Consider the following 12,596-nt stretch of genomic DNA (forward strand, 5'->3'; position numbering starts at 1 on the left):
CGGCACGGTGGCCGCCCGGATGGAGGCGGGGTACCGATGCCGGAGTGGGTGTGGTGGGGGCTGCTGATCGTCCTGGCGGTCGCCGCCGGCTGGGCCTGGAACGAATGGCGTCGACGCGGTGGCCGACCGTCGAGCGGCGGCGGGCGCACCCGGCCGGAGCGGGGCACCCCACCCCGGGACCGGGCCCGGCCGACCGCACCACCCCGCCCCCGCACCCCCGCCGGTACGCCCCGGCCGGGTGACATCTGGTGGGCGGACGTGCCGTTCCACGACGGCACCGGCTCGAAGGTCCGGCCCTGCCTGGTGTTACGCGCCGACGACCGGGGCGGCGAGGTGCTCAAGATCACCAGCCAGGACAAGAGCGACCGGGACGACCACGTGCCGATCCCGACCCGGCACTGGGATCCGGACGCCGCGCACGACAGTTGGCTCGACCTGGCCGAGCCGCTGCACATCCCGGCCGACGCGTTCTCCCGCCGGGCCGGCGGCTGCGACCCGACCCTGTGGCGTCAGGTCCAGCGACTGCACGGACGACGCAGCCCCGCCTGACCCGCTCTGGGCCGGGTGCGTCAGTCCCAGGCCTTGCCGAGGGTGGCGAGCTGGTCGGCGTACTCGATGCGGGTGGACCACCCGGTCGGCCAGCCGGGCAGACCGTGTGCGGCACCGAGGAACGCGCCGGCCAGGGCGGCGATCGAGTCCGAGTCGCCCGCGGTGGTCGCCCCCCGGCCGATCGCGGCGACCGGGTCGTCGGGGTGCCGCAGGACGCAGAGCAGCGCGGTGGACAACGCCTCCTCGGCGATCCAGCCCTCACCGGTGTACCGGCACGGGTCACCGCCGTCGTCGGACCGACGCAGCGCGGCGTCGAGCCGGTCCAGCGTCGCCAGGCACTCGTCCCAGCCACCGGCGATGAACTCCGCCGGGGAGTCCGCGCCGGAACGCTGCCACAGGTCGCCGAGCCAGTCGTCCCGGTACGTCCGCCGCTCGCCCCGGGCCCGGTCCGCCAGCAGGCCGGGCAGTTCCGCCGGGGCCGCGCCGTCGCGCAGCAACCGCACCGCGTACGCGGTCAGCTCGCTGGCGGCCAGCCCGGTCGGATGACCGTGGGTGAGGCCGGCCTGGAGCTGGGACAGCCCGGCGAGGGTGTCCAGGTCGACGTCGAGCAGCCCGACCGGGGTGACCCGCATGTTGGCACCGCACCCCTTGGAGTCGATCACCGTCGCCTGCTGCCAGGCCAACCCGCGACCCAGCTCGCCGCACGCCCGCAGGCAGGTCATTCCCGGGGCCCGGTTGTTGTCCGGGCTGGCGGCCCACTCCAGGAAGCGCCGCCGGAGCAGCGGTTCGACCGCCTCCGGGGTGTGCGTGGGCGCATCGTGCAGCGCCCACGCCACCGCGAGCGCCATCTGGGTGTCGTCGGTGACCAGCACCGGATCGCCGACCAGCTCCCGCGGCCCACCCGGGCCGTACCGGCGGTGGATCTCCGGGACGGAGAGGAACTCGGTCGGCTTGCCCAGCGCATCGCCGTAGGCGAGCCCGAACAGCGAACCGGAGGCGCGGCGGAGCGAGGAGTCGATCACGACCCGATCATGCCCCGCCCCCGCCACCCCGGCACGCCGGACGCCACCGGGCCGGACGCCACCGGGCCGGACAGCGGCGCGGCGACACGCGTCGCGCCACACCTCCCCACCCCGGAGGCCGAGAGCGGCCCGGCCGGCGACAGTAGCGCCGGTCGACGCCCGCCCGGTAGCGGGAGCGTCAGTCCCAGCAGAGGTAGCGGGAGCGTCAGTCCCAGCAGAGGCAGAACGGGTGGCCCACCGGGTCGGCGTACACCCGGAAGCCCTCCCCCTCACCGGGGAGCCGACGGGCCCCCAGGGCGAGCGCCGCCTTCTCGGCCACCTCGATGTCGTCGACCGTTACGTCGAGGTGGAACTGCTGCGGACGGGCCGGATCGGGCCAGGCCGGGGGAAGCAGGTCGGGTGCCTGCTGGAAGGCGAGCCGGGGCTGGTGCCCGACCGGACCGCCGAGCACCACCCACTCGTTGCCCTCGGAATCCCCCTCGGCCAGGGGCAGGCCGAGCAGTTCGGCATAGAAGCCGGCCAGGGCGCGTGGATCGGGACAGTCGATGGCGACGGAACGCAGTTTTCCAATCATGCCCGTCATCCTGCCCACCGGGTACGACGGGAAACTCACTCCTCGTACAGCCGTCGACCGGCCTCCCGACAGGCGGTGAGCACCTCCCGGGCGTACTCCGGGGTCGCCCCGGCCATCCCGCACGCCGGGGTGACCACCACCTGTTCGGCGAGTTGGCGGCGCGGAAAACCGAGGCGGTCCCAGAGTCCGCGTACCCGATCGGCGAGCTGGGCCGAGGTCGGCGCCCGGCCGGCCGACGGCGGCTGCGTCGGTGCCACCCCGGCCAGCAGGCCGAGACCGGCGTCGATCGCCTCACCCAGTGGGTCCAGGTCGGTGACCAGGGCGAGATCCAGCGACACCCCGACCGCCCCTGCGGTGCGGATCAGCTCCAGCGGCACGTCCGACGCACAGCAGTGCACCACGGTCGGCACCCCGGCCGCCGTGATCACCTCGCCGAGCAGGGTACGGGCGACAGCGGTGTCCACCGGCCGGTAGGTGCCCAGACCGCTCTCGGTGCGGATCCGGCCGGCCAGCGCCGCCGGCAGCGACGGCTCGTCGAGCTGGAGCAGCACCGATGCCCGGGGCAGCCGGCGGGCCACCGCCGCCACGTGCAACCGCAGCCCCTCGGCCAGGGACGCGGTCAGCTCCCGTACCGCGCCCGGGTCGCGCAGCAGCCGACCGCCGATCGGCAGCTCCACCGCCGAGGCCATGGTGAACGGCCCCGTCGCCTGCACCTTCACCGGCCCGGCGTACGCCTCGGCCTGTTCGGCGAGCTGGTCGAGGTCACGTTCGAGCAGGTCACGGGCGCGACGCAGGTCCCGGCCGGGGCGGGGGGCGATCCGCCAACGGGCGGCGTACAGCTCGACCGGCAACTCCACGAGCAGCCCTCCGGTGCGCCCGATCATGTCCGCGCCCGGACCCCGGGCGGGCAGCTCGGGCAGGTGGGGCAGGGCGGGCAGTTCACCGAGGACGATCCGTTGCGCCTCGGCGATGTCGGTGCCGGGCAGCGAACCGATGCCGGTCGCCGCGCCCGCCGGCCAGGGCCAGAGCTGGTGTTGGGTCACGGCCGAAGGGTAACCGGCCCCGGCGACTCAGCCGGTGATGGTGATGGTGGCGGTGGCGGAACCGAGCAACACGCCGACTCAGCCGGTGATGGTGGCGGAGCCGAGCACCACGTCCCCGGCCGGGTCCGGCCGGTACGCCACGACGGCCTGCCCGGCGGCCACCCCGCGGACGGGTCGGCGCAGCTCGGCGGTGAGCGTGTCGCCGTCCACCGTCACGGTGGCCGGTACGACGTCCCCGTGCGCCCGCAACTGCACCTCGCACTCGATCGGCCCGGTCGGCCAATCGCCACCGGTCCAGACCGGACGGGTGGCGCGGACCAGGGAGACCTCCAGCGCCTCGGCGGGGCCGACGGTGACCGTGTTGGTCTTCGGGGTGATGGACAGCACGTAACGCGGTCGCCCGTCCGGGGCCGGCCGGTCCAGGTGCAGGCCCCGCCGCTGCCCCACCGTGTAGGCGTACGCGCCGGTGTGACTGCCGACCACCGCACCGGTCAGCGCGTCGACCACCTCGCCGGGTGCCTCGCCGAGCCGCCCGGCCAGGAAGCCCCGGGTGTCGCCGTCGGCGATGAAGCAGATGTCGTGCGAGTCGGGCTTCTCGGCCACCGCCAGGTCACGGCGGGCCGCCTCGGCACGCACCTCCGCCTTGGTGGCGTCGCCGAGCGGGAACACCGACCGGTCGAGCTGCGCGCGGGTCAGCACCGCCAGCACGTACGACTGGTCCTTGGCGAGGTCGACGCTGCGGCGCAGCAGACCGTCGGGGCCGAGCCGGGCGTGGTGACCGGTGACCACGGCGTCGAAGCCCAGGGCCACGGCCCGGTCCAGCACCGCCGCGAACTTGATCTTCTCGTTGCACCGCAGACACGGATTCGGGGTACGGCCGGCCGCGTACTCGGCGACGAAGTCGTCCACCACGTCGGCGTGGAACCGCTCGGCCATGTCCCACACGTAGAAAGGAATGCCGATCACGTCGGCGGCCCGCCGCGCGTCCCGGGAGTCCTCCAGCGTGCAGCACCCCCGCGCTCCGGTCCGGAAGGTCTGCGGATTCCGGGACAGCGCCAGGTGCACCCCGGTCACGTCGTGTCCGGCCGCCACCGCCCGCGCCGCCGCGACGGCGGAGTCCACCCCGCCCGACATCGCCGCCAGAACCTTCACCCCACGCTCCCTTCCCCCGACGAGCGTACCCACCCCACCCGCCCCGCCCCCGCACCCGCCCCCGCCCCCCGCGCCCAGCTGTCGCCCCGCCCCCCGCCCCCACTCCGCCCCGCCCCGCCCCACCCCCGCCCCGCGCCCACCCCCGCCCCGGTGATCAAGAGGTTTACGTCATCCAAGTTCCCATTCCTGACCTAAACCTCTTGATCACCGAACACCATCGCTGCCCGGGGCGCGTGATCAAGAGGTTTGCGTCATCCGCCGGCTTGGAATTGACGTAAACCTCTTGATCACGCGGGCGGGGCGGGCGGGGGCGGGCGGGGGCGGGCGGGGGCGGGCGGGGCGGAGTGGGGGGTGGGGGTGGGGGTGGGGGTGGGGGTGTTAGCGGGGGGTGCGGAGGGCGGCGGCACGGCGGGCGCGGTCGACGGCGGCGGGCAGGGCCGCGATGAGGGCGTCGACGTCGGCGGGGGTGCTGGTGTGGCCGAGGGTGAAGCGCAGCGAGGAGCGGGCCCGGTCGTGGTTGGCGCCCATCGCGAGCAGGACGTGGCTGGGCTGGGCCACTCCGGCGGAGCAGGCCGAGCCGGTGGAGCAGGCGATGCCCTGGGCGTCGAGCAGGAGCAGCAGGGCGTCTCCCTCGCAGCCGGGGAAGGAGAAGTGCGCGTTGCCGGGTAGCCGGTCGACGGGGTCACCGTTGAACACCACCTCGGGCACCGCCTCCCGGACCCGTCGCACGAGGTCGTCGCGGAGCGCGGCCACCCGGGTCGCGTACTCCTGCTGGCTCTTGACCGCCGTCTCGACGGCGACGGCGAAGGCGACGATGCCGGCGGTGTCCAGGGTGCCGGAACGGACGTCCCGCTCCTGCCCGCCGCCGTGCAGCAGCGGGGTGGCGACGACGTCCCGGGCGAGCAGCAACGCGCCGACCCCGGTCGGACCGCCGAGCTTGTGCCCGGTCACGGTGAGCGCGGAGACCCCGCTGGCCGCGAAGTCGACGGCCACCTGGCCGACCGCCTGCACGGCGTCGGTGTGGAACGGCACCCCGTGTTCGGCGGCGACGGCGGCCAGTTCGGCCACCGGCTGTACGGTGCCGACCTCGTTGTTGGCCCACATCGCGGTCACCACGGCGACCCGGTCGGCCTGCTCGGCCAACTGTGCGCGGAGAAGTTCCGGGTCGAGCCGGCCGGAGGCGTCCGCCGGTAACCAGTCGACCTCGGCGCCCTCCTGGTCGGCCAGCCAGTCGACCGCGTCCAGGACGGCGTGGTGTTCCACCGCGCTGGAGACCACCCGGACCCGGTCGGGCCGGTCGGCCCGCCGGGCCCAGAAGATGCCCTTGACGGCGAGGTTGTCACTCTCCGTGCCGCCGCCGGTGAAGATGACCTCGGACGGGCGGGCACCCAGCACCGCGGCCACCCGTTCGCGGGACTCTTCCACCCGACGCCGGGCACGCCGGCCCGCCGCGTGCAGCGACGACGCGTTGCCGACCTCGCGGGCGATGGCGACGTACGCCGCCAACGCCTCGTCGAGCATCGGGGTGGTCGCCGCGTGATCCAGGTATGCCATCACCGTTCAGCGTAACGGCCGGGGCACGGTCCGCCAGATCCCGGACCACCCGTACCGAAGCGTGGATCGGTGCGGCGGCGGGCCGGGCGTCCGGACCGGACGGGAGAGGGACCGGGCGACGCAGGAACCGGGCCGGGGTACGGCCGGACCGGGATCGGGGTCGATCCCGGTCCGGCCCGGCATCAGGCCGGTACGGCCGTGACGACGATGTTGTCCCGGTAGTGCCGGGTCTTCGGGTCGAACGGGCCACCGCAGGTGATCAACGTGAGGCGCGGTCTGCCGTCCCGGGCGAAGTACCGGTCCAGCGGGATCTTCGTCTTGACGTACTCCTCGCGGGCGACGACCCGGTAGGCGCGCTGTTTCCCGTCCGCGCCGGTGGCGGTGAGGGCGTCTCCCTGGTCCAGCTCGCGGAGCCGGAAGAACGCCCCCTTGCCCTGTTCGGAGCTGTCGACGTGGCCGGCGATCACCACCGAGCCGGCGTCGGCCTCCAGCCCGGGGCCGTACCGGTACCAGCCGATCTGGTCCACGCTCGGCGGGACGTCGAACTCGTCGGTCCGGGTGTCGACGCCCACCGGGTTGACCGTGGCGGTGACGTCGATCGCCGGGATACGCAGCTTCACCGGCGGGACGGTCCGCTCGCCGGTCGGCAGGTCACCGGCGGTCACCGGCACCGACGGGCCACCACCGGTCCCGGCCGTCGGGCTCGGCGGGTTGCTGCTGGCCAGCGCCGCCGCCTCGTCGGCGCCGACGTCCCCGGCCGGCTGTGATCCGCACGCCACCCCGGTGGCGACGACGAGCGCGGCGACGCCGGCGGCCATCGCCGCCAGCGCCCCGCGGTTACGCACCGTCACCGGCGACCGGTCCGAGCGGTGGCCACCCGGGCCCCGCCACCGACCAGCAGCAGTACGCCGGCACCGGCCAGCACGTACCACCAGGTGTCCACGCCGGTGCCGGCCTGTCCGCCGCTGCCGCTGGGCACCCCGCCCGGTGCGGAGTGCAGACCGGTGATGGTCTGGGCGACCAGGTCGAGGTTCTTGGCCTCGGCGGAACCGATCGCGTAGACGATGGTGGCGGTGCCCTCCTTGAGGTTCAGGTCCGCCGGGCCGATCGCCACGGTGTCGGTGCCGGCCAGCACCACGTCGGCCTTGACGGTGCCCGCGTCGACGTCCGCCTTGGCCTCCTTCGGGTTGGTCAGCCCCTCGAAGACCGGCTTGCCACCGGCCCGGACGTCCACCGCCGGGGCGGCGGCGGTGTGCCGGACGATGAGCCGGGCCTTGCCGGCGGCCAGCTTGGCGGTGTCGTTCACGAACGGCGTGATCTGCGGCTTGCCGTCCGCGCTGAGGTGTGCGGCGAGGCTGATGTTCGCGCCGCCGGGCACCTCGGCGTCGTCGACGCTGAGGATCGCGCTGCCGATCGGCTCGCCCGGCTTGGTCAGGGCGATGTCGTACTCGCCCTCGGGCAGGGTCAGCGGGCCGGCGACGTCACCGGGCTTGAAGTTGTCGAGGGTCTTCTTGCCGTTGACGTAGACGTCGACGGGGGTGTCCGGAATGCCGTGCACGACGGAGACCTTGGCCGAGGCGGCGTACGCCGGCCCCGTGGTCGCGGCGCCGACGCCCGCGAAGGCCAGGGCGGCCACCGCGCCGCCTGCGGCGACCCGACGGAAGATAGCGAGCTGCATGTCTGCCTCCTGGTGATTGGTGCTGGTTCGTCAGGTCTGGCTTGCAGAACGGGTTACGCCGCCCGTCCCGCCGTCGGATGCAGCCGCACACCTGTTTCTTTTTCTTAGTCCGGGGTGCATCCGGAGCCGCAGGCGGCGACGAAGAGCAGGTGAGACGAGTGGAGGCGGACACGGACCGGGAGAGTGGGGCGACGGCTGTGGGAGCTACAGTCGGGCATGCCCCAGGGAAGGCGACCCGCCCGGTGACAGCGGTGGGAACAGCAGGACAGGACCCCGACCCCGCACCCCCGGACGAGCTGGCCGCGCGCTTCCGGGCGGGCGAGGAGAGTGCGCTGCGGGAGGCGTACGACCGGTTCGGCCGTGCCGTGCTCCACCTGGCCACCAGCACGCTTGCCAACCGCAGCGACGCGGAGGACGTGACCCAGGCGACGTTCGTCGCCGCCTGGCTGGGACGGGACACCTTCGACCCGGCCAAGGGCTCGTTGATCGGCTGGCTGCTCGGTATCGGCCGGCGCAAGGTGGTCGACCGGCTGCGTGCCTCGGCCCGGGAGAACCGGGTGGTGGAGACCGTCCGCCAACTGCCCGAGCCGGTCGCCACCGGCGGGGACCCGGACACCGTGGTCGACCGGCTGGTGATCGCCGACGAGCTGGCCCGGCTCCCGGACGACCAGCGGCGGATGCTGGAGCTGGCCTTCTACGACGACCTGACCCACCAGCAGATCTCGACGGTGACCGGGGTGCCGCTGGGCACGGTCAAGAGCCATATCAGACGGGGCATGGCGAGCTTGAAACGCAGATGGGAGGTGGACGGTGCCGCACCTGGAGCACGACCGGCTGGTCTTTCTGGCGCTCGGTGAGAGCGAGGCGGGCCACGGTGAGACCGACCACCTCGAGGCGTGTGCGACCTGCCGCGACGAGCTGGATACCCTCCGGCACGTCGCCGGGTTGGGCGCGGACACCCAGGGCCTGCACGCCCTACCCGACCCGCCGGCGCACGTCTGGGCGGGCATCCTGGCCGAACTGGACGCCGTCGAGGAGGTGCCGTCCCTGGCCGAGGCCCACCGCGGTGGCCTTGAGCAGGGCCATTCCGGAGTACGCCCGGGAGAGCCGTCACCGCAGGCCGAGGGCCGACCCGGTTCCCCCCACCGGCAGCCGTCACCGGTGACCGGTGACCGGCCGGACGCCCGTCGAGGGCAGTCGCCGTACCCGGGCGGGGAGCGGCCCGGACCACGACCGGCGGTCCGCTCCCGACGGGGCCGACGGTGGCCGCGCTGGGCGACCACCGTCGTCACGGCGACCGCCGCCGCCGCGATCACGGTGCTCGGCACCGTCGCCGTCCTCGGCGACCGGGGCGGACCCGCGCCCCGGCAGGCCGTGCTGGCCAGCGCGCCACTTGCCGCGTACGGCAACACGCCGAAGGACGCCAACGGTGACGCCCGGGTCTTCGCCGACGGACGACTACATCTGCACGTCGCGAATCTCCCGGACGTTCCGGGGTACTACGAGGTCTGGCTGATCAATCCGACGACCATGGAGATGTTCTCGGTGGGTGTGCTGCGCGGCGGTTCGGGCGACGCGCTGCTGCCCCTGCCCCCGAACGTCGATCTAGAGGCGTACTCGGTGGTCGACGTCTCTGCCGAGCGGTACGACAACCAGCCCGCCCACTCCGGCGACAGCCTGCTGAGGGGCACCCTGACGGGCTGATCGGTGGGCCGGCTCAGCTCCCCGGCCCGCCGATCAGCTCCCCTCCCCGCACCCGCAACGAGCGAGCCGCCGCCCGGAACTCCGGACGGCGGCTCCAGGCTGACCCGGTCGGGTCACTTGCGCTTGCGGATCTCCTCGGCGGCCTGCGGGACGATCTTGAACAGGTCGCCCACCACCCCATAGTCGGCCAGCTCGAAGATCGGGGCCTCGCCGTCCTTGTTCACGGCGACGATCGTCTTCGAGGTCTGCATGCCGGCCCGGTGCTGGATCGCGCCGGAGATGCCCAGCGCGACGTAGAGCTGCGGGGAGACGGTCTTGCCGGTCTGCCCGACCTGGAACTGGTGCGGGTAGTAGCCGGAGTCGACCGCCGCCCGGGACGCCCCGACGGCACCGCCGAGCAGGTCGGCGAACTCCTCGACCAGCTTGAAGTTGTCGGCGTTGCCGACCCCGCGACCGCCGGAGACGACGATGCCGGCCTCGGTCAGCTCGGGGCGGGAGCCCTTCTGCTCGGCCACCCGCTCGACGATCCGGGCCAGCTTGTCGGTGTCGGTGACCGCCACGGTGAGCTGTTCGACGGCCGGGGTGGCCGCCGCCGGGGTCGGGGTGACCGAGTTCGGCCGTACGGTGACCAGCGGCAGGCCCTTGGTGACCTTGGACTTGACGATGGTGGAGCCGGCGAAGGCGATCTGGGTGGCGGTGCCGTCGGCGTCGAGGCCGACCACGTCGGTGAGGATGCCGTTGTCCAGCTTGACGGCCAGCCGGGCGGCGATCTCCTTGCCCTCCTGGGCCGACGCGAGCAGGACGGCCGCCGGCTGCACCCGGTTGACCAGTTCGGCGAGCACTGTCGCCTTGGGGGCCACCAGGTGACCGTCGATCTCCTCGCTCTCGGCGGCGTAGATCTTCTCCGCGCCGTACTCACCGAGCTTGGCGCTCAGCGCCTCGGCGGCACCGGCGCCACCGAGCACCACGGCGCTCGGGGTGCCCAGTTCGCGGGCGAGGGTGAGCATCTCCAGGGTGACCTTCTTGACGCCGAATTCCCTGGTGGCTTCGACGACGACGATTACCTCAGCCATGTCCGGACCCCTCACACGAACTTCTCGGTGGCGAGGAACTCGACCAGCTTGACGCCGCCCTCGCCCTCGTCGGTGATCTTGGCACCGCCGGAGCGCGGCGGACGCTTGGTGTGCTCGACGACGGCACTCGTCGCCCCCTCGAAACCCACCTCGGTGGGCGCGACGCCCAGGTCGGCCAGGGAGAGCGTGCGCACCGGCTTCTTCTTGGCGGCCATGATGCCCTTGAAGGAGGGGTAGCGCGGCTCGTTGATGGTGTCCCAGACGGAGACCACGGCCGGCGTCGACGCGGTGACCACCTCGTAGCCCTCCTCGGTCTGCCGCTCGACGGTCAGCGTGCCGCCGTCGACGGTGAGCTTGCGCGCGCCGGTGAGTGCGGCGACCCCCAGCCGCTCGGCGAGCATGTGCGGCATGACCTGCACCCGGCCGTCGGTCGACTCGGCCCCGCAGATCACCAGGTCGGCGCTCAGTTGCCCGAGCGCGGCGGCGAGCACCTTCGAGGTGGCCACGGCACAGGACCCGTGCAGGGCGTCGTCGAGGACGTGCACGGCGGAGTCCGGCCCCATCGAGAGCGCCTTGCGGATCGACTCGGTGGCCCGGTCCGGTCCCATGGTCAGGATGGTGACCTCGCCCCCGTGCGCCTCCTTGATCTTCAGCGCCTCCTCGATGGCGTACTCGTCCATCTCGTTGATCACGTTGTTCGCCGAACCGCGGTCGACGGTGTTGTCGTCAGCACGCAGGTTGCGGTCCGCGCCCGAATCAGGCACCTGCTTGACGAGTACGACGATGTTCATCGCGATTCGACGACCCTCCTGTTGGTGGTGTGCGATCTGCTCGCCCGGTCACGGGCGGAGCTTCGCGCGTCCGTTGACGCCCGGTCAACCGCGGGCGGTTGTGCAGTTGCCCACGACCACCATGTTACCTGCCAGTAGCTTACCCCGCCGACCACCCACCGTGACACAGCTCACCCGCGACGGCGCGACGTAGGCCCCTGCCCGGCAGGCGTCGCCACATCGCCGATCCGGCGGCGTGACGCGGATGGCTAGGCCGGCTCGGCCAGGGCGGTCCGGATCCGCGCGATGGTCTCCGCCTCGGCCGCCGTCACCCCGCGGTGCGCGCGGGCCACCTGCTCCGCCGCGGCCAACACCAGCTCGCGGTACGCGGACAGATCGGCCGGTGACTTCGCCCGCAGGATGTCCACCGCGCGAACCAGCGCCGGCAGCACCACCGACTCGACCTCCAGGGTCGAGTCCCGGGGCAGCCGGGGCAACGAGCCGCCGGTGAGCGCCTCCTTCACCAGCCCGCTGGCCCCGGCGAACGCCCCGGAGGCGGCGAAGCTCTCCCGGATCATCGCGAACACGCCGGGATCGGCGTTCGACACCAGGAAGACCGCCCCGAAGGCGCCCGTCTTGAGGACCTGCTGCTCGTCGTCCGTCAACCGCTGCTCCATCATCACGGAGTGTAGACGTAGGGGGTGGTCGTGGTGACCGGGACGAAGCCGAGTCGTTCCAGGATCGGCCGACTGTCCTCCGAGGCGTCCACCTGCAACAGCGTCTTGCCCCGCTGGTCGGCCAGCCGGGCCCGGTAGGTCACCAGCGCCCGGTAGACGCCCCGGTGCCGCCACTCTTCGAGGGTCGAGCCTCCCCACAGGCTGGCGAAGCCGGTGCCGTTCAGGTAGCGCACCCAGCCGGCACTGACCGCCGTCTCCCCCACCTCGGCCACCACCACGGTGATCGACTGCGGGTCCGCCTCGATCTCCCGGGCCAGGCCGGTGACAAGGTGCGATCGGTCGCTACGCCAGACCTCCTCCTCCATCGCGGCGATCCGCTCCAGGTCGACCCGGCTGGTGACCTCGCGCAGCCGTACCCCTTCGGGCAGCACCGGGACGGCGCCGGCCAGCGGCGCGACCGGCCCGATCAGGACGGTCTCCCGGTCCTCCGGCACGAAGCCGGCGGCCCGCAGCCGGTCCGGCAGGTCGGCAGGCTCGTCGTGGCTGTTGTGTTTCCACTCCACCGACTCCCCGCGCTGCCGGAACAGCTCGACCTGCCGGGCGATCAACGCGTCCAGCTCCGGCCCGGCCAGCCCGTCCAGGGTGCGGTAGGTGAGGAATCCGCCGTGGTCCAGGCCCAGCACCCGCACCAGCGGCCCGTCCCGCTCGACTGTCACGCCGGCCGGGACCGGGTCGGGGATCTCCGGGCGGATCTGCCGGTCGTAGGTGTCGCGCAGGGTGGTGGCGTCAAGATCGGTCAT

The 12,596-nt window shown here is 73.4% G+C and carries 14 protein-coding genes; 3 read left to right on the forward strand and 11 right to left on the reverse strand.

Translation table 11 applies throughout. The annotated features are described in order from the left end of the window. The first annotated feature begins 36 nt into the window (after positions 1–36). On the forward strand, positions 37–549 hold the full coding sequence (locus OHQ87_RS18060; RefSeq protein WP_328339338.1) for a type II toxin-antitoxin system PemK/MazF family toxin: 513 nt from the start codon (positions 37–39) through the stop codon (positions 547–549). A 20-nt stretch (positions 550–569) separates the two neighbouring features. Here OHQ87_RS18060 and OHQ87_RS18065 read toward each other — a convergent pair whose 3' ends face one another. The 7 genes from OHQ87_RS18065 to OHQ87_RS18095 all read right to left on the reverse strand — a co-directional run bounded on the left by OHQ87_RS18065 (position 570) and on the right by OHQ87_RS18095 (position 7,572). After that, positions 570–1,571: an ADP-ribosylglycohydrolase family protein gene (locus tag OHQ87_RS18065; RefSeq protein ID WP_328339340.1), complete on the reverse strand. Its 1,002-nt coding sequence runs from the start codon at positions 1,569–1,571 to the stop codon at positions 570–572. A 205-nt stretch (positions 1,572–1,776) separates the two neighbouring features. Continuing rightward, positions 1,777–2,145 (reverse strand): VOC family protein, encoded by a 369-nt coding sequence (locus OHQ87_RS18070; protein WP_328339341.1) that lies wholly within the window; start codon positions 2,143–2,145, stop codon positions 1,777–1,779. Positions 2,146–2,180: 35 nt separating this feature from the next. Beyond that, a complete protein-coding gene (locus tag OHQ87_RS18075) occupies positions 2,181–3,188 on the reverse strand; it encodes a methionine synthase (RefSeq protein WP_328339342.1) in 1,008 nt (335 codons plus the stop codon). Between the two features lie 78 nt (positions 3,189–3,266). Continuing rightward, positions 3,267–4,340 (reverse strand): tRNA 2-thiouridine(34) synthase MnmA, encoded by a 1,074-nt coding sequence (gene mnmA / locus OHQ87_RS18080; protein ID WP_328339343.1) that lies wholly within the window; start codon positions 4,338–4,340, stop codon positions 3,267–3,269. A 378-nt stretch (positions 4,341–4,718) separates the two neighbouring features. Then, positions 4,719–5,894, reverse strand: a complete 1,176-nt coding sequence (locus tag OHQ87_RS18085) for a cysteine desulfurase family protein (RefSeq protein WP_328339345.1) — start codon at positions 5,892–5,894, stop codon at positions 4,719–4,721. 182 nt (positions 5,895–6,076) lie between these two features. Further along, positions 6,077–6,745, reverse strand: a complete 669-nt coding sequence (locus OHQ87_RS18090; protein WP_328339347.1) for a class F sortase — start codon at positions 6,743–6,745, stop codon at positions 6,077–6,079. Beyond that, complete coding sequence (locus tag OHQ87_RS18095) at positions 6,742–7,572, reverse strand: DUF4397 domain-containing protein (protein WP_328339348.1); 831 nt, start codon at positions 7,570–7,572, stop codon at positions 6,742–6,744. Before OHQ87_RS18095 ends, OHQ87_RS18090 begins: the two co-directional genes overlap by 4 nt. A gap of 251 nt (positions 7,573–7,823) precedes the next feature. Between OHQ87_RS18095 and OHQ87_RS18100 the strand changes: the two genes are divergently transcribed. Beyond that, positions 7,824–8,429: an RNA polymerase sigma factor gene (locus tag OHQ87_RS18100; RefSeq protein ID WP_328339349.1), complete on the forward strand. Its 606-nt coding sequence runs from the start codon at positions 7,824–7,826 to the stop codon at positions 8,427–8,429. Continuing rightward, positions 8,383–9,276, forward strand: coding sequence for an anti-sigma factor (locus OHQ87_RS18105; protein ID WP_328339350.1), 894 nt, complete (start codon positions 8,383–8,385; stop codon positions 9,274–9,276). Before OHQ87_RS18100 ends, OHQ87_RS18105 begins: the two co-directional genes overlap by 47 nt. A 113-nt stretch (positions 9,277–9,389) precedes the next feature. On the opposite strand, the gene OHQ87_RS18110 is transcribed toward OHQ87_RS18105, so the two are convergent. The 4 genes from OHQ87_RS18110 to OHQ87_RS18125 form a co-directional block, all read right to left on the reverse strand. Then, complete coding sequence (locus OHQ87_RS18110; protein WP_328339351.1) at positions 9,390–10,349, reverse strand: electron transfer flavoprotein subunit alpha/FixB family protein; 960 nt, start codon at positions 10,347–10,349, stop codon at positions 9,390–9,392. An 11-nt stretch (positions 10,350–10,360) separates the two neighbouring features. Then, positions 10,361–11,140 (reverse strand): electron transfer flavoprotein subunit beta/FixA family protein, encoded by a 780-nt coding sequence (locus tag OHQ87_RS18115; protein ID WP_328339353.1) that lies wholly within the window; start codon positions 11,138–11,140, stop codon positions 10,361–10,363. 248 nt (positions 11,141–11,388) lie between these two features. Continuing rightward, complete coding sequence (locus tag OHQ87_RS18120; protein WP_328339354.1) at positions 11,389–11,802, reverse strand: hypothetical protein; 414 nt, start codon at positions 11,800–11,802, stop codon at positions 11,389–11,391. Then, positions 11,799–12,596, reverse strand: coding sequence for a GNAT family N-acetyltransferase (locus OHQ87_RS18125; protein ID WP_328339355.1), 798 nt, complete (start codon positions 12,594–12,596; stop codon positions 11,799–11,801). The genes OHQ87_RS18120 and OHQ87_RS18125 overlap by 4 nt, the downstream gene beginning before the upstream one ends.

Origin of the sequence: Micromonospora sp. NBC_00421 (genome assembly GCF_036017915.1) — a bacterium.
Lineage (GTDB): Bacteria > Actinomycetota > Actinomycetes > Mycobacteriales > Micromonosporaceae > Micromonospora.

Excerpts from the sequence above, each read along its gene's own strand:
- OHQ87_RS18060 (WP_328339338.1), top strand. The coding sequence starts at position 37 with ATGCCGGAGTGGGTGTGGTGGGGGCTGCTGATCGTCCTGGCGGTCGCC.
- OHQ87_RS18070 (WP_328339341.1), bottom strand. The coding sequence starts at position 2,145 with ATGATTGGAAAACTGCGTTCCGTCGCCATCGACTGTCCCGATCCACGC.
- OHQ87_RS18085 (WP_328339345.1), bottom strand. The coding sequence starts at position 5,894 with ATGGCATACCTGGATCACGCGGCGACCACCCCGATGCTCGACGAGGCG.
- OHQ87_RS18095 (WP_328339348.1), bottom strand. The coding sequence starts at position 7,572 with ATGCAGCTCGCTATCTTCCGTCGGGTCGCCGCAGGCGGCGCGGTGGCC.
- OHQ87_RS18110 (WP_328339351.1), bottom strand. The coding sequence starts at position 10,349 with ATGGCTGAGGTAATCGTCGTCGTCGAAGCCACCAGGGAATTCGGCGTC.
- OHQ87_RS18115 (WP_328339353.1), bottom strand. The coding sequence starts at position 11,140 with ATGAACATCGTCGTACTCGTCAAGCAGGTGCCTGATTCGGGCGCGGAC.
- OHQ87_RS18125 (WP_328339355.1), bottom strand. The coding sequence starts at position 12,596 with ATGACCGATCTTGACGCCACCACCCTGCGCGACACCTACGACCGGCAG.